At 53.7% G+C, this 17026-nt stretch carries 14 protein-coding genes and 1 other annotated feature; of the genes, 5 read left to right on the forward strand and 9 right to left on the reverse strand.

Annotation, left to right across the window (positions count from 1 at the left end; all coding sequences use genetic code 11):
- Nucleotides 1-49: 49 nt before the first annotated feature.
- On the forward strand, nucleotides 50-844 hold the full coding sequence (locus tag HV302_RS18195; protein WP_181626387.1) for a TraB/GumN family protein: 795 nt from the start codon (nucleotides 50-52) through the stop codon (nucleotides 842-844).
- Between the two features lie 200 nt (nucleotides 845-1044).
- Complete coding sequence (gene ybaK, locus HV302_RS18200; RefSeq protein WP_049042602.1) at nucleotides 1045-1524, forward strand: Cys-tRNA(Pro)/Cys-tRNA(Cys) deacylase YbaK; 480 nt, start codon at nucleotides 1045-1047, stop codon at nucleotides 1522-1524.
- 181 nt (nucleotides 1525-1705) lie between these two features.
- Here ybaK and ushA read toward each other — a convergent pair whose 3' ends face one another.
- Nucleotides 1706-3358: a bifunctional UDP-sugar hydrolase/5'-nucleotidase UshA gene (ushA, locus tag HV302_RS18205; RefSeq protein ID WP_181626388.1), complete on the reverse strand. Its 1653-nt coding sequence runs from the start codon at nucleotides 3356-3358 to the stop codon at nucleotides 1706-1708.
- A 297-nt stretch (nucleotides 3359-3655) separates the two neighbouring features.
- On the opposite strand from ushA, the gene fsr reads away from it, so the two are divergent.
- Together fsr and ybaL are read left to right on the forward strand one after the other, a co-directional pair.
- Entirely contained in the window at nucleotides 3656-4876 is a 1221-nt protein-coding gene (gene fsr / locus HV302_RS18210) for a fosmidomycin MFS transporter (RefSeq protein WP_016155879.1), read from the forward strand.
- Between the two features lie 224 nt (nucleotides 4877-5100).
- The gene (gene ybaL / locus HV302_RS18215) at nucleotides 5101-6780 is read left to right on the forward strand and encodes a YbaL family putative K(+) efflux transporter (RefSeq protein WP_047501892.1); all 1680 of its coding nucleotides are present in this window, start codon (nucleotides 5101-5103) and stop codon (nucleotides 6778-6780) included.
- Nucleotides 6781-6825: 45 nt separating this feature from the next.
- Here ybaL and gsk read toward each other — a convergent pair whose 3' ends face one another.
- Nucleotides 6826-8130, reverse strand: coding sequence for an inosine/guanosine kinase (gene gsk / locus HV302_RS18220; protein WP_016152086.1), 1305 nt, complete (start codon nucleotides 8128-8130; stop codon nucleotides 6826-6828).
- A gap of 152 nt (nucleotides 8131-8282) precedes the next feature.
- Here gsk and aes point away from each other — a divergent pair, with 152 nt between their 5' ends.
- Entirely contained in the window at nucleotides 8283-9242 is a 960-nt protein-coding gene (gene aes / locus HV302_RS18225) for an acetyl esterase (RefSeq protein ID WP_047501896.1), read from the forward strand.
- On the opposite strand, the gene hemH is transcribed toward aes, so the two are convergent.
- The 7 genes from hemH to apt all read right to left on the reverse strand — a co-directional run bounded on the left by hemH (nucleotide 9239) and on the right by apt (nucleotide 16835).
- Nucleotides 9239-10201, reverse strand: coding sequence for a ferrochelatase (gene hemH / locus HV302_RS18230; protein ID WP_049271278.1), 963 nt, complete (start codon nucleotides 10199-10201; stop codon nucleotides 9239-9241). The two genes, aes and hemH, sit on opposite strands and share 4 nt — an antisense overlap.
- 180 nt (nucleotides 10202-10381) lie before the next feature.
- On the reverse strand, nucleotides 10382-11026 hold the full coding sequence (gene adk / locus HV302_RS18235) for an adenylate kinase (protein WP_003021773.1): 645 nt from the start codon (nucleotides 11024-11026) through the stop codon (nucleotides 10382-10384).
- Between the two features lie 232 nt (nucleotides 11027-11258).
- Nucleotides 11259-13133 carry a molecular chaperone HtpG gene (htpG, locus tag HV302_RS18240; RefSeq protein WP_016152083.1) on the reverse strand — a complete coding sequence of 625 codons (1875 nt, stop codon included), beginning with the start codon at nucleotides 13131-13133 and terminating at the stop codon, nucleotides 11259-11261.
- A 110-nt stretch (nucleotides 13134-13243) separates the two neighbouring features.
- A complete protein-coding gene (recR, locus tag HV302_RS18245; protein ID WP_016152082.1) occupies nucleotides 13244-13849 on the reverse strand; it encodes a recombination mediator RecR in 606 nt (201 codons plus the stop codon).
- The gene (locus HV302_RS18250) at nucleotides 13849-14178 is read right to left on the reverse strand and encodes a YbaB/EbfC family nucleoid-associated protein (RefSeq protein ID WP_003021764.1); all 330 of its coding nucleotides are present in this window, start codon (nucleotides 14176-14178) and stop codon (nucleotides 13849-13851) included. The genes recR and HV302_RS18250 overlap by 1 nt, the downstream gene beginning before the upstream one ends.
- Before the next feature lie 58 nt (nucleotides 14179-14236).
- The gene (gene dnaX / locus HV302_RS18255) at nucleotides 14237-16165 is read right to left on the reverse strand and encodes a DNA polymerase III subunit gamma/tau (protein WP_181546131.1); all 1929 of its coding nucleotides are present in this window, start codon (nucleotides 16163-16165) and stop codon (nucleotides 14237-14239) included.
- Nucleotides 14840-14904 (reverse strand) — a sequence feature (DnaX frameshifting element). It overlaps the preceding gene by 65 nt.
- 118 nt (nucleotides 16166-16283) lie before the next feature.
- Nucleotides 16284-16835 carry an adenine phosphoribosyltransferase gene (gene apt / locus HV302_RS18260; protein WP_006685676.1) on the reverse strand — a complete coding sequence of 184 codons (552 nt, stop codon included), beginning with the start codon at nucleotides 16833-16835 and terminating at the stop codon, nucleotides 16284-16286.
- Between the last annotated feature and the right edge of the window lie 191 nt (nucleotides 16836-17026).

Consider the following 17026-nt stretch of genomic DNA (forward strand, 5'->3'; position numbering starts at 1 on the left):
CACCTTCCAGGACCACGCGCTAGCATGGAAGTCTACTTAGGGAGGCCGTATGGATCTGTTGTACCGGGTAAAATCATTTTTCACCGCGCTACGCGGCAACCACTATACCTGGCCTGCCATCGACATCTCCTTGCCCGGAAACCGCCATTTTCATCTGATTGGCAGTATTCACATGGGCAGCCGCGATATGGCGCCTCTGCCTGCCAAATTACTCAAAAAGCTCCAGCGTGCCGATGCGCTCATTGTCGAAGCCAATGTTTCCGGCGACGACGCGCCGTTTGCCAACCTTCCGACCTTTGCCGCACTGGAAGAGCGCATCAGCCCAGAGCTGCTAGATAATCTGCACAAAGTCTCCGACGAGCTGGGTATTTCCTCTTCCCTGCTGTCTACCCAGCCGCTGTGGCAAATCGCCATGGTCTTGCAGGCAACGCAGGCGCAGCAGTTGGGGTTGCGGGCAGAATACGGCATTGATTACCAACTTCTGAATGCGGCAAAACAGGTGCATAAACCCATAATCGAGCTGGAAGGCGCATCCAGCCAAATCGAGCTGTTATGTCAGTTACCCGATAACGGACTGGCTCTGCTGGACGATACCCTGACGCACTGGCATACCAATGCCAGACTGCTACAACAGATGATGGGCTGGTGGCTTAAAACGCCGCCACGCAATAGCGAACTCACTCTACCCAATACTTTTAGCCAGTCGCTGTATGACGTTTTAATGCATCAGCGTAATGCGGCCTGGCGCGATCGACTCAGGGCGATGCCTGCCGGTCACTATGTTGTAGCCGTTGGCGCGCTGCATTTGTATGGAGAAGGAAATTTGCCGGAGATGTTACGGTAAAAAAATGGCCAATATTGCTATTGGCCCGTCAAAGAGGAATTTCATCATTATTATGATCCCGACGCTTAAAGCATCGGTGTAGTTCGATTGTCGCTCAAAGTCATCATCCTGCCAACACTATTGCGCAAGATGGTACTATTTTTTAGACAGACATCAGGCGTATGCTTGTGTCGTATTTTGTCTGGGCCAGGAAAATTGCTATGACACCCGCCGTTAAATTACTCGAAAAAAACAAAATTTCTTTCCAGATCCACACCTACGATCACGATCCGTCCGAGACGAACTTTGGTGACGAAGTGGTACGCAAGTTAGGTCTGAATGCGGACCAGGTCTACAAAACGCTACTGGTTGCCGTGAATGGCGATATGAAGCACCTGGCGGTTGCCGTTACGCCGGTAGCCGGTCAACTGGATCTCAAAAAAGTCGCCAGGGCGTTGGGAGCCAAAAAGGTCGATATGGCCGATCCGATGATCGCGCAGCGAACCACCGGGTATCTGATTGGCGGCATCAGCCCGCTGGGACAGAAAAAAAGATTGCCGACGCTCATCGACGCTCCCGCCCAGACGTTTGACACCATTTATGTGTCCGGCGGCAAACGCGGGCTGGATATTGAACTGGCAGCAGGCGATTTGGCGAAAATTCTGGATGCGAAATTCGCCGATATCGCACGCCGTGATTAATTGTCTTTTGCCCGGTGATACGGCGATTGCGCCTACTGCGATTACAGGGCGTGATTGGTGAAGACAGTTTGGACTCGGCCAGCGCGCAAGAACCGGAGCATAGAGGTAATAAGTAGGATTATTGGGCCGCCATGAAGGGCGGCCCGGAGGAGCGGATAAAATGATGCCCTAAATTGCCCTGTTACTGCCAGCTTACCTCGCCCTTCGGCTCATACGCACCAGCATCGAGCGGTGAGTTCTTCTGTACGTACTCTTTCAGCACCTCCGCATCAATAAACCCGGTATTCACATAGCCAGGCTTGTTATCAATTCGCGGATAGCCATCGCCGCCGGTGGCATTGAAGCTCAGCGTTGCCATGCGATAGGTTTTGGCTGGATCAACGGGTTCGCCTTTAATTTTCAAATCGTTAAGTTTGCCGTCTTTCGCCACGAAGCTGACGTTGGCAAACTGCGGATAGGCCCCGGAATCCGGCTTCATTTGTGCCACGGCGGTCAGATAGTCAATCACCTCTTTCCCACTCATGTCGGCGTACACCACGATGTTACCGAACGGCTGCACCTTCAGCACGCTCTTATAGGTGATATCACCGCCTTCGATGGAGTCACGGATACCGCCGCCGCTCATCACGCCAAAATCAGCGCTGGTTCGCGCCATTTGCGCAGCCAGCAGTAAATGCCCCATGTTGGTCTGTACGAAACGGACTTTGCTACGGTCGCCTTCGAGGCGCGCATTGACGCTACCAATTTTCACGTCGAGCTGCGCTTTACCTTTATTCTGGAACGGCGTCAGCAGAGAAAGCATTTGCTGATTTTCTGCAATTTCCGGGGTGTAGAGTACGCGCTCACTTTTACCGTTGTCCCAGGTCACTTTTTTCTTCAGGTTGACGGGGATGAGCTGGTAGTTAACCATTTTCATTTCGCCATTGCGGAACTCAAAGTCCGCCCGCCCCACGTATTTCCCCCACTCATGCGCCTGCACAATCCAGATCCCGTTTTGCTTGTCTGGCGCACACGGCGTACCCGGTACGTAATCAAACTGCTTCTTGTTTTCCGCGGCCATACATACCGGATCCTGCGAGTGACCACCCACAATCATTGCCAGCGATCCCGCCGGCAGGCTGCGCGCCATTTCTACGTCGCCAGGCGCGTTCGAGCCGTGATTGCCATTGTCATAATGTCCCATATGGGTGGTCGCAATAATGATGTCCGGCTTTTCCCCCATATTCAGTTCCTGGATAACCAGTTTGGCTTCATCAGCAGGTTTACGGAACTCAATATCGGTAAAGAACTCTGGGTTGCCAATTTTCGCCGTATCGTCAGTGGTCAAACCGAGTACGGCAATTTTTAAATCCTGACGCTTAAAGATGGCCCACGGCTTAAACAAACGCTCGCCGGTGCTTTTCTGATAGATATTGGCCGAGAGAAACGGGAATTTGGACCATTTTTCCTGCTGGCGCAATACGCTAAGCGGATTATCAAACTCGTGGTTTCCGACCGCCATCGCATCATAGCCAATCAGGTTCATTCCGCGAAAATCAGGTTCCGCATCCTGCAGATCAGACTCCGGTACGCCGGTATTAATGTCGCCACCGGAAAGCAGCAGTACACTGCCTCCTTCCTCAGCCACCTCTTTACGAATACCGTCCACCAGCGTTTTTTGTGCCGCCAGCCCGTATTCACCGTATTCGCTGCGCCAGAAGTGACCGTGATGATCGTTGGTATGCAGAATGGTAATTTTGTAGGTTTTATCTTTTTCGTACGCCTGTGCAGGTTGACCTGCCAGCGCAAATGCGGCTAATAACGCCAGCGCCACGCCCCGTTTTAAAAACTTCATATTTCACTCCCTGACTCAATATCAACCGCCATACCCGTTATCCTTCAAATTACATGTGCGTTGGCTGCGCTCACTTCCCCCTGTCGCTTATGCAATAAGCTCCTGGGACTCTCGCGTTTGCCGCCTGCCTGTAAGTCGAATTAGTTCGGGCATAAAATTACAGCTACTGAAAATAATAGCCGAAAATGTTTTCAGAAATGAGACTTCCTTCAAACACCTTCCGCAGGTATGTTAGTCAGGTAATAATAACAAATTAGATTACCCTCATAATCGCAACCCAAACAGAAGTGACTTTCTATGGCAATAAGTGAACCAACCCAGCCAGTGGCTGGCGCGTCAGCGTCGGTTGCTAAAGCACGCACCTCATTTGGCATTTTAGGGGCAATCAGCCTCTCCCATCTGCTAAACGATATGATCCAGTCGCTGATCCTGGCGATTTATCCGCTATTGCAGTCAGAGTTCTCGCTGACGTTTATGCAGATAGGGATGATTACCCTGACCTTCCAGCTTGCTTCCTCACTGCTGCAACCGGTTGTGGGTTACTGGACGGATAAATACCCAATGCCGTGGTCGCTGCCCATTGGGATGTGCTTCACGCTGAGTGGGCTTGTTTTGCTGGCCATGGCCGGCAGTTTCCATATGGTCCTGCTCGCCGCAGCGCTGGTTGGTACCGGCTCTTCGGTATTTCACCCGGAATCATCCCGCGTGGCGCGAATGGCCTCCGGCGGTCGTCACGGTCTTGCCCAGTCAATTTTCCAGGTTGGCGGCAACTTCGGTAGCTCTCTGGGACCGTTACTGGCGGCTGTCATCATCGCGCCATATGGTAAGGGTAATGTGGCCTGGTTTGTGCTGGCTGCGTTATTAGCGATTGTCGTTCTGGCGCAAATCAGCCGTTGGTATGCCGCGCAGCACCGGATGAGTAAAGGAAAACCGAAAGTCGCCATCGTGAATCCGTTACCACGGAATAAAGTGGTGTTGGCGGTAAGCATCCTGTTGGTGCTGATTTTCTCCAAATACTTCTATATGGCGAGCATCAGCAGCTATTACACCTTTTATCTGATGCAAAAATTCGGATTATCGGTACAAAATGCCCAGTTTCACCTGTTTGCCTTCCTGTTTGCCGTCGCAGCCGGGACGGTGATTGGTGGACCATTGGGCGATAAAATTGGCAGAAAATATGTTATTTGGGGCTCTATCCTCGGTGTAGCACCCTTTACCCTCTTTTTACCCTACGCAACGCTGGAATGGACCGGGATTTTAACCGTGATCATTGGTTTTATCCTCGCATCGGCGTTTTCTGCCATTCTGGTCTACGCGCAGGAGCTGCTTCCTGGCCGTATCGGCATGGTTTCTGGGCTATTTTTCGGTTTTGCCTTCGGCATGGGCGGCTTGGGAGCCGCGGTGTTAGGGCTGATTGCCGACCATACCAGCATCGATTTGGTCTACAAAATATGTGCTTTCCTGCCACTACTGGGGATACTGACCATATTCTTACCTGATAACCGACATAAAGCGTGATTTCCTGACGGCCAAAAGTAAATTTTGGCCGTCAGACTTACAGTAGCCATCAGCCTTTGCCTCTCACATACCGCTGTACTTTTCCGATCCGTGCTTTTTTACGTCTAAAATCCTATTTTCATCAAAATTCAATAATTATTCACAAACAAAAACATCAAAATTGTCATAAACTATTACTCGTCGTTTGAGTTTTCAGGATTATCACAGCAACCAAAGGAGACGGAATGCATCACGCCACCCCGCTTATCACCACCATTGTCGGCGGCCTTGTGCTCGCTTTTATATTAGGCATGATTGCCAATAAACTACGTATTTCTCCTCTGGTGGGATATCTGTTAGCGGGCGTTCTGGCCGGTCCATTTACACCTGGTTTTGTTGCTGATACCAAGCTAGCGCCTGAACTGGCCGAGCTTGGCGTAATCCTGCTGATGTTCGGCGTGGGGCTGCACTTTTCGCTGAAGGATTTGATGGCGGTAAAGTCTATCGCCATTCCCGGCGCGATTGCCCAGATAGCGGTGGCAACGCTGCTGGGCATGGCGCTTTCAGCGGTGATGGGCTGGTCGCTGATGGTAGGGATCGTGTTTGGTCTGTGTCTTTCAACCGCCAGTACCGTGGTGCTATTGCGTGCGCTTGAAGAAAGGCAGCTCATTGACAGTCAGCGCGGGCAAATCGCCATTGGCTGGCTGATTGTCGAAGACCTGATGATGGTGCTGACGCTGGTTCTCCTGCCAGCCGTCGCTGGAATGCTGGAAAAAGAAGATGTCGGCTTTGCCTCGCTGGCCGTAGATATGGGCATTACCATCGGTAAGGTAGTGGCGTTTATCGCAATTATGATGCTGGTCGGTCGCCGCCTGGTACCGTGGATTATGGCCCGCAGCGCCGCAACCGGCTCACGCGAACTGTTTACCCTATCAGTCCTCGCCCTCGCATTAGGTATCGCATTTGGCGCAGTGGAGCTGTTCGATGTCTCCTTTGCACTGGGGGCATTCTTCGCCGGCATGGTGCTGAACGAATCTGAACTGAGTCACCGTGCGGCGCATGACACCCTGCCGCTGCGCGATGCGTTCGCCGTACTGTTCTTTGTTTCCGTCGGGATGCTCTTTGATCCCATGATTCTGATTCAGCAGCCGCTGGCGGTGCTGGGCACGCTGGCGATTATCATCTTTGGTAAATCCCTTGCCGCCTATTTCCTGGTGCGCCTGTTTGGTCACTCCCAACGCACAGCGCTCACCATTGCCACCAGCCTGGCGCAGATTGGTGAATTTGCTTTTATCCTGGCGGGTCTGGGCATGGCGTTAAATCTGCTGCCGCAGGCCGGACAGAATCTGGTGCTGGCGGGGGCGATCCTGTCCATCATGCTTAACCCGGTGCTGTTCGCGGTGTTAGAAAAATATCTCGCCAAAACAGAAACGCTGGAAGAACAGACGCTGGAAGAGGCTATTGAAGAAGAGAAGCAAATTCCGGTGGATATCTGCAATCACGCCCTGCTGGTTGGCTTTGGGCGCGTCGGTAGCCTGCTGGGCGAGAAATTGATGGCTGCGGGGATCCCGCTGGTAGTTATCGAAACCTCACGCACCCGAGTGGATGAACTGCGCGAGCGCGGGATCCGCGCGGTGCTGGGAAATGCCGCCAACGAAGAAATTATGAATCTGGCGCATCTGGATTGCGCACGCTGGCTGCTGCTGACTATTCCCAATGGCTATGAAGCAGGTGAAATTGTCGCTTCAGCACGCGAGAAGAGCCCGTCGATTGAGATTATCGCCCGCGCGCATTATGACGACGAGGTGGAATACATTACCGAACGCGGCGCCAATCAGGTCGTCATGGGTGAGCGTGAAATCGCCCGTACCATGCTGGAGCTGATTGAAACGCCGCCTGCAGGTGAGGTGGTCGTTACTGGCTGATGTCGTTGCCGGATGACGCTATCGCTTATCCGGCATGTGCATGATTTAACGATCCCAGTACGACTCTTCGAGGCTATCTTCGCGTTCCGGCAAACCGCGCGTCAGGCGCGGGGAATGCTGGTTCAGCACCTGATAACTCACGCGATTCGCATATTTACACACCTGGGCTAACGACGAATAGGTCAGCCAGGTGAACTTGTGCTTGCTGGAGTTAGGCACGTTGCTGCGGTGATAGCTGTTAGCGGTAATATCATGCAGTAATGCCGCCAGCGCGCCGTCGCCAGCGCCGTTGGTATTCATGATCTTCTCTGGGCCGCCCATATACGGCGCGATGTGCGAATACACACGCAGCGGATTAGTACAATCTTTATGGCGCATGGCGCGGCTAAACTCGTACTGGTTGAATTCGGCAATGGCCCCAGGCAGCAGCGGATGCTGGGTTTTACGTTTGACTTCTTCTTCCGTAAAGCCCGCCATATAAAGACCCGCCGGACCCGCTGTGCACAGCACCAGATCCACCCAATCCAGCGCCTTGTCGGACGCCAGCAGCGGATCGTTTTCGCCGGTCAGCGCTTCGGCCTCTTCTTCATTCATCGCCAGAATTGAGACATGCTCTTTCAGGAATGCCTGCCACCACTGCGGATTATCGGCAATGACAAATTTAGTGCCCAGCGTCAGTACCACCGGTACATTGTGTTTTTTAGCAAATTCGATCGCCTTCATGGTCGCTTCCGGCATTGGCTCGCCCGGCTCGCAGCGCACCAGATAGGACGTCAGCACCAGCGCGGACGCGCCGGCAATCACCGATTCAGGGATGCTATCCGCCCGCAGCTTGTTCATATGCCCAGGGCTGATTGCAAAGGTACGCTCACCGGACTCGCCAATCAGCGTAAAGCAGCGACCAATCGGTCCATCTACGCCCTGCAGGTAGTTCAGATCGGTACGACTGGAGGTATTGCATAAATAGCGATACGCATAGCTGCCAATCTCGATATTGCTGCACATCACACCCAGCAGCACCGAGCGGTCATCCGCCAGCACGGAGTAGTTGTGCATCGTATTACCGATAGTACCGCCCGCAAACTGATGGGTGATCAAATTTTCACGTACCAGTTCCTGGTAGAGCGCTTCAGCGACATCATCTGCAATCACCAGAGAGTGCCCGGCGCTTAATCCATAACGTTTTACAAAGTTATCATCAACTTTGGCTTCAATATCCACCAGCGTCTGGTCAATACCCACCACCCAGGCTGCGCTGGTTTCATTTTCTGGCTGAATTTGTTGCAGCAACGGATCGCGCGCGCTGACGGGAAAATAGTGTTTGGATTTACGTTTACCGGGAAATTTCATGGTCGATTTTACGGGTGGTTAGCTGAGCGATGCATGGTAGCACATTCCCCGCTGCGCATGCGATGCGGCGCTGAGTTTCAATATCGGACGGTGAGATCGCAGTTTATCCGGGATGAATTTCTACAATAACTCACCTTCACAAGGAGCGCTTTATGAAGCCGGAAAACAAGATCCCCGTACTCGACAACATTTCGGATGAAATGAAAAGTGTAGTGAATTTTCATCGCGAAGATTTGCCGCCGTGGCCCGCTGCCGATGACTTCGTGGCCCAGCGTAAACACTACATTCATGAACGGCAGTTGTGGAATGCCGATGCCCCACAGATGAATACCCGAGAATGTGTTATTTCCACCGCATGCGGCCCCGTTGCCACACGAATTTACGCTCCGCAGCCCCATAGCCAGGCGACGCTATATTACCTGCACGGCGGCGGTTTTATTCTCGGTAATCTGGATACCCACGATCGCATTATGCGTTTACTGGCGCGCTATACGCAGTGCACGATAATTGGCATCGACTATTCGCTTGCGCCAGAGGCCCGCTACCCGCAAGCCATCGAAGAGATTGTCGCCGTGTGTCAGTACTTTTATCAGCACGCTGGCGATTATTCCCTTAATGTGAATCATATTGGTTTTGCGGGCGATTCCGCCGGGGCCATGCTGGCGCTTGCCAGCGCGTTGTGGTTGCGGGATAAACAAATTGCCTGCGGCAAAGTGGCTGGCGTGCTGTTGTGGTATGGGCTTTACGGCCTGCAGGATTCACTGAGCCGACGGCTAATGGGCGGCGCCTGGGATGGTTTAACCCGCGAGGATCTGCAGATGTACGAAAACGCGTACCTGCGTAGCGCCGACGATCGTGAATCACCGTACTATTGCCTGTTTAATAACGACCTGACGCGCGACGTACCGCCGTGCTTTATCGCCGGTGCGGAGTTTGATCCGCTGATTGACGATAGCCGCTTATTGTTCCAGACGCTACAGGCGCATCAGCAGCCCTGCCAGTACAAAATGTACCCCGGCACGTTGCACGCCTTCCTGCACTATTCGCGGATGATGAAAACCGCCGACGATGCGTTGCGGGAGGGCGCACGTTACTTCAGAGCGCAGCTTTAACGGTAGGCTGCGGTCAGTTTAACCATCATTTCGATATGTTCCGGTGTGGCATTCAGCGCCGGAATATACTCATATTGCTTACCGCCTGCCTCAAGGAAAATCTCCCGGTTTTGCACCGCTATCTCTTCCAGCGTTTCGAGACAATCAGCCGCGAAGCCCGGACACATGACCTGGATATGTCGGGTCCCTTTCTCCGCCAGCATTTTTAACGTTTCATCGGTATATGGCGTCAACCACGGTTCACGGCCAAAGCGAGACTGGAAGGTCATCATCACTTTTTCCGGCGGCAAGCCAAGCGCTGAAACCAGCTCACGAGTCGTATCGCGACAACGCTGCGGGTAGTCATCGCCTTCATCGGCGTAGCGCTGCGGAATGCCGTGGTAGGAAAGCAGCAGCAAATCGGGTTCACCATGTTGAGCAAATGAATCACGGGCGCTCTTGGCCAGCGCATCAATGTAGCTGCTGTCATCGGCGTAATCACGAATAAATGAGATACCAGGAATACTGCGTTTACGCGCTAAGATTCGCGCCAGTTCATCCCAGACTGCCGCCACGGTAGAACAGGAATATTGCGGGTACAGCGGTAACACCACCATGTGTTCAACTCCGCTTGCCAGCAGTTCATCGACCGCGCTTTCAAGCGACGGTGAACCGTAGCTCATCCCCAGCGCGACAGGCGTATGTGGCAGACGTTGTGCCAGCGCCTGCTGTTGCGCCTTGCTGTAGACCATCAGCGGGGAACCGTCTTCCATCCAGATTGACTGGTACAGCTTTGCCACGCGTGGTGCACGCAGCGGCAAAATCACACCACGCAGCAGCGGCCACCACAGCGCAGGTGACGTATCGACTACGCGTTGATCGCTTAAAAACTGGCGCAAGTAGCGCTTAACGGCTTCGGGGGTTGGGGCATCGGGAGTGCCGAGGTTTGCCAGCAGGATACCGGTTTTCGTCTGACGCATTACCGCCTCTTATCGATTCAAATTGTTGATAATTGTAGCGGAAAAGCGATAAAGAAGAACTAATTGCTGTGAAAGGTAAGACGAGAATTTGCCTGATGGCGCTGTGCTTATCAGGCCTACATAAAATCGTAGGCCGGATAAGGTGTTGACACCGCCATCCGGCATTGACTGCGCTAAAACTTAACCGAGGATTTTTTCCAGCGCTGCGCGAACGTCAGCCACAGCCTGGGTGCCGTCAACTTTCGCGTATTTGGTGTTACCCGCCTGCGCTTCTTTAGAGTAGTAGCCGATCAGCGGAGCGGTCATCTGATGGTATTCCACCAGGCGCTTACGTACGGTCTCTTCCTGATCGTCTTTACGGGTGGTCAGCTCTTCGCCGGTCACGTCGTCTTTGCCTTCAACCTTAGGCGGGTTGAATTTGATGTGGTAAACGCGGCCAGAAGCAGCGTGTACGCGACGACCCACGATACGGTCAACGATCAGCTCGTCCGGAACGTCGAATTCAAGAACGTAGTCCACGTTGATGCCTGCTTCTTTCATGGCATCAGCCTGCGGAATAGTACGCGGGAAGCCATCAAGCAGGAAACCATTACGGCAGTCTTCCTGAGCAATACGCTCTTTTACCAGCGCGATCACCAGCTCATCAGTCACCAGCTTACCGGCGTCCATGATGTCTTTCGCTTGTTTGCCCAGCTCGGAGCCAGATTTCACGGCAGCACGCAGCATATCACCGGTGGAGATTTGCGGAATACCATACTTCTCCATGATGAACTGAGCCTGAGTTCCTTTACCCGCGCCCGGAGCGCCAAGCAGAATGATACGCATTACGAAAATCCCCTTAAAGGTTGTCGATATTTTTTAAAAAGCGCTAAACGATACCACCATCACGCAATTGGCTCAAGGAAGACGCCCGACGCTGAAACGGTTAACGGTGGGAAAATTAAAAATGAGGAGAGAAAATGCCGGATCGCGGTGTAAACACCGTATCCGGCCAGGGATCGACGAGATGGTGTAAGCCGGACACGCGTTAGCATCATCCGGCATTACCTTACGGCTATCAGGACACCAGCAACTGGTTCATACGACGAATGAACTGGTTTGGATCTTCCAGCGTGCCGCGTTCAGCAAACAGCGCCTGATCCAGCAGCAGTTCAACCCACTCTTTGAACTGTGCTTCGTCCTGGGTATCCGCCGTGCGTTTGACCAGCACGTGGTCCGGGTTGAGTTCAAAGATATATTTCACTTCCGGTACGGCCTGGCCGGCAGCAGCGAACAGTTTCGCCATCTGGGTGCTCATTTCGTCCGCATCGGTGGTAACGATGGCCGGCGTGTCGGTCAGACGGTGAGTCAGACGCACTTCTTTTACGCGATCGCCCAGCAGGGTTTTCACGCGCTCAACGAACGGCGTCAGCGCTTTTTCCGCTTCTTTTGCCGATTCGTCAACGTCATCCGCCAGCTTGTCGATGGACTCGTCAGCTTTGGCTACGGACTGGAATGCCTTACCGTCGAACTCGGTCAGGTAGTTCATCATCCACTCATCGATACGGTCAGAAAGCAGCAGCACTTCGATGCCTTTCTTACGCAACAGTTCCAGGTGCGGGCTGCTCTTCGCCGCCGCATAGCTGTCTGCGGTGATGTAGTAGATTTTCTCCTGCCCTTCTTTCATACGCGACACGTAGTCTTCCAGCGACACGGTTTGTGCGGAGGAGTCAGTGTGCGTGGACGCGAAGCGCATCAGCTTAGCGATCGTTTCCTGGTTAGCGTTGTCTTCCGCCGGGCCTTCTTTCAGCACCAGGCCGAACTGTTTCCAGAAGGTCTGGTATTTTTCTGCGTCGTCTTTCGCCAGTTTTTCCAGCATCTGCAGTACGCGTTTGGTCAGCGCGCTACGCAGGTTACGGGTGACGGTGCTGTCCTGCAGGATCTCACGAGAAACGTTCAGCGGCAGATCGTTAGAATCTATCAGGCCACGCACAAAGCGCAGGTAATTCGGCATAAACTGCTCGGCGTCGTCCATAATGAACACGCGCTGAACGTACAGTTTCAGACCATGCTTGTGATCGCGGTTCCACATATCCCACGGAGCCTGAGACGGGATGTACAGCAGGCTGGTGTACTCCTGCTTACCTTCCACACGGTTATGACTCCAGGTCAGCGGATCAGTGAAGTCGTGCGCGATATGTTTGTAGAATTCGTTGTACTCGTCGTCTTTGATTTCCGACTTGTTACGGGTCCACAGCGCCTGCGCCTTGTTGATCTTTTCCCAGGAAACCACGGTCTCGCCGTCTTTCTCTTCGGATTTTTCGATCTCTACCGGCAGCGCGATATGGTCGGAATATTTGCTGATGATGGAACGTACGCGCCAGTCATCAAGGAACTCGTCTTCGCCTTCGCGCAGATGCAGCGTGATTTCGGTGCCGCGATCGTCTTTGGTGATGTCGGCAACGGTGTACTCACCTTCACCCGCAGATTCCCAGAACACACCATTTTCCGGTTTATCGCCCGCTGCGCGGGTACGCACGGTGACTTTATCCGCCACGATGAACGCAGAGTAGAAGCCAACCCCGAACTGGCCGATCAACTGGCTGTCTTTCGCCTGATCGGATCCCATGGATTCAAGGAAAGATTTAGTACCGGATTTCGCAATGGTCCCCAGATGATCGATAACGTCATCGCGGTTCATCCCCACGCCGTTATCGGCAATGGTCAACGTACGCTTATCTTTATCGAAGGAAACACGCACACGCAGCTCACCGTCACCTTCATACAGGTCCGGGTTAGACAGTGCGCGAAAACGCAGCTTGTCTGCCGCATCCGAGGCGTTAGAGATAAGCTCACGCAGGAAGATTTCTTTATTGGAATACAGAGAATGGATCATCAGGTGCAGAAGCTGTTTTACTTCTGACTGAAAACCACGAGTTTCTTGTCCTTTCATGTAGGTCTACCTCAACAATGCCATTTTCAATGGTAAAAACAGGTTGAGGGTGAAATGGGGACAAGCGGGAAGGATTTCAAGCGGAAGCCGCCGTCGCGGCCTCCGTTTGTTCAGAATTTAATCTTGTGTCGTCCTGCCAGAGAGTGCGACAGCGTGGTGCCATCAACCATTTCCAGCTCGCCACCAACCGGAACGCCATGGGCGATACGGCTGGCTTCAACGTCATATTGCATGCAAAGCTCAGCAATATAGTTGGCGGTCGCCTCTCCTTCGACCGTGGGATTGGTCGCCAGGATCAGTTCGCTGATTTGCTCAGATGCCAGCCGCTGCTCAAGACGATCCAGCCCGATATCATCAGGGCCAATACCGTCCAGCGGTGACAGGTGTCCCATCAGCACGAAGTAACGTCCGGAAAATTGCCCGGTTTGCTCAATGGCGTAGATGTCCGCCGGACTCTCCACCACGCAAATCTGACCATTTTCCTGGCGACGCGGGTTCGAGCAGATGTTGCAGACGTCCTGTTCTGTGAATGTGCGGCAATCGGCACAGTGGCCGATTTCCGACATCGCCTTCGTTAACGCCTGCGCCAGACGCATCCCGCCGCTGCGATCGCGCTGAAGCAGCGTGAACGCCATGCGCTGCGCAGACTTCGGGCCAACGCCCGGCAGACAGCGCAGCGCTTCCATAAGCTGAGTTAACAGCGGGCTGGTTTGCATCAGAACGGCATCTTAAAGCCAGGCGGCAGCTGCATTCCGGAGGAAACAGAGGCCATCTTCTCTTTCTGCGTCTCTTCAATACGGCGCGCGGCGTCGTTGAATGCCGCAGCAACCAAGTCTTCCAGCATCTCTTTGTCGTCTTCCAGCAGGCTTGGATCGATCTCCACACGACGGCAGTTATGCGCGCCGTTGATGGTTACTTTTACCAGACCCGCGCCAGATTCGCCGGTCACTTCCAGCTTGGCGACTTCTTCCTGCATCTGCTGCATTTTTTCTTGCATCTGCTGGGCCTGTTTCATCAGGTTACCCAGACCGCCTTTACCAAACATAGGCTTCTCTCTCAATCACGTTAAGGGATGACGACCGTCAAACCGTAATGGCTGACGATCAAATGGGGCGAATACTCTCTTCGTCCAGGTCCGCATCGAAAAAACGACGCAGCGTCTGAATGTTATTATCCGCAATAATCGACTCACGCGCCTGCGCGAGTTTCTCTTCATAAATTGCCTGACGCCACTCCAGCGGCGTGCGCACCGCTGGATTATCATCTTCAACGATGGTCAATTCAACCGTTGACCCTGTTAAGGAACTCAATGCTTCGGCCAGTTTTTGCTGCGCGCCGCTGGAGTTAAGGTGTCGCTGCGTGGAACGCAGGTGCAGGCAAACCACGTTGCCATTCTCTTCTTTCCAGGCATTAAGCGCCACCTGCTCCACCAGTTTAGGCAGCGAGAGCTGGCTTACCTGTGCGGCCCACGGGTCGCGTTCGATGGCCTCAGCCGCCAGCTTTGCCGCCAGTTCTGGCGTTTTTTCATGCTCAAGCGCTTTTTTCAGCGCTTTCGGCGTAGCGACGACTTCTTTGACTTCTGCAACAGGATTGGTCGCTTTCCAGCGATACGCTTCTTTCTTCGCTGGCGCTTTTTCCAGTGCAGAGACCGCTGGACGCGCCTGAACACGTTCCGACACCGAAGCCAGTCTTTCCAGCGCAGCATTATTCACCGGCCGCGCGCGGGAAGCGGCTGCCGGTTCACTCTTTTTTGGTTTGGTTGCTCCCTGAGCGCGTTGCAGCTGGCTGCGTGCCGCCAGCACCTGGCTGGTAGCATCGGAGAGCGGCACATTCTGTTGCTGTTGCGCTGCCGCAGGCTGCTGCGGCACCTGCGTCGGGTTCATCACCGCAGTGGGTGCGACCGGGGCAAACGAGTGTCGTGGGGCTTCAGGCTCCGGGAGCGGCATGCGCGGATGAAAAGCCAGCGCACGTAGCAGCGTCATTTCAACGCCCATTCGCCTGTCCGGCGCATACGGCAGTTCTTTGCGCCCGATTAACAGGGTCTGGTAGTAAAGCTGCACATCGGTTGGCGGGACGATTCGCGCCAGTTCGCGCATACGCTGTTCAATAGCGGCCATATCGCTGCCGAGTGCGGCAGGTGAAAGCTGAACCATGGCAATACGATGCAGCAGAGCCGACATTTCAACCAGTAGCGCTTCCCATTCAATACCGCGCGCGGCGGCATCGTTCACCAGCGTCATAACGCGTTCGCCGTCCGCAGCCACAACCGCTTCAACCAGCGAAAGCGCCTGGTCGTCGTCCAGCGTACCAAGCATGGTGCTGACCGCGTCGGTCGAGACCTGACCATCGCCGCTGGCGATCGCTTGATCGGTCAGGCTCAGCGCATCGCGCAGGCTGCCGTCCGCGGCGCGAGCCAGCAGTTGCAACGCACGTGGCTCATGGGCGATATGCTCTTCTTTGAGGATATGCTCAAGCTGATGGCGAATCTGTTCGACATCCAACGCTTTAAGATGGAATTGCAGACAGCGCGACAGGATAGTCACCGGCAGCTTCTGCGGATCGGTAGTCGCCAGCAGGAACTTAACGTGCGCGGGCGGCTCTTCGAGCGTTTTCAGCAAGGCGTTAAAACTGTGGCGCGACAGCATGTGCACTTCGTCGATCAAATAGACCTTAAAGCGACCTCGCGCTGGCGCGTACTGGACGTTATCCAGCAGGTCACGGGTGTCTTCGACTTTGGTGCGTGAGGCGGCGTCGATTTCAATCAGATCGACAAAGCGCCCCTGCTCGATTTCACGGCAGTTATCGCACACGCCGCACGGCGTAGCGGTGATGCCGGTTTCACAGTTTAATCCCTTCGCCAGCAAACGGGCGATTGACGTTTTCCCGACGCCACGGGTGCCGGAAAATAAATAAGCATGATGAATACGCCCTAACGACAAGCCGTTCGCCAGTGCCGTCAGCACATGTTCCTGGCCGACGACGTCAGCAAAGGTTTGTGGGCGCCATTTTCGGGCTAAGACCTGATAACTCATTGGCAGGCTCTGAAAGGCTGGAGGGTGGATTCACAGGGAGATAATGCTAACACAACCTCGCAGCGACGGCGAGGTTGTGTGTCTCGGTATTAATCTGCCGAGATAAGATAGCCCGAAATTAGTGGCCCGGGAATGGAACCAGGCTATAACAGGTCAGCCCCTGCTTTTCCAGACGCTGCTCGCCGCCCAGATCAAACAGGTTAATGATAAATGCAGCATCGGTCACTTCACCACCCAGACGGCGGATCAGTTTCACGGTCGCTTCAATCGTGCCGCCGGTTGCCAGCAGGTCGTCCACAACCAGGACTTTATCGCCTGGTTTGATGGCATCAACGTGGATTTCCAGTTGATCGGTGCCGTATTCCAGCTCATAGCTCTCAGCAATAACTTCACGCGGAAGCTTACGGGGTTTACGTACCGGAACAAAACCAACGCCCAGACCCAACGCTACCGGCGCGCCAAACAGGAAGCCACGCGCTTCGGTACCAACCACTTTAGTGATACCCGCATTTTTGTAGCGTTCAACCAGCAATTCAATACTGAGGGCGTAGGCTTTCGGGTCTTCCAGTAAACTGGTGACATCACGAAAAAGAATGCCCGGTTTTGGGTAATCGTGGATGCTTTTGATGCTATTTTTGAGAAACTCAAGCTGCTGTGCAGTCGCGGTCATAAGTTTGTGCCTGATTAATACAGTATTACTTCACGGCGCACTATACACTTCATCCTCGACGTATCTTGAATGATTTTGTGTCTGTATAAGAGCCAAGGTTATATTTGCTTAACCTTTGACCACCTGCGCCTGTGCTCGAAAACGGTCGAATTTACTGGCTGTGAGAGACAATTGCAACAGCGTTTATTGCG

This window comes from Citrobacter sp. RHBSTW-00859 (assembly GCF_013729795.1).
GTDB classification, from domain to species: Bacteria; Pseudomonadota; Gammaproteobacteria; order Enterobacterales; family Enterobacteriaceae; genus Citrobacter; species Citrobacter braakii.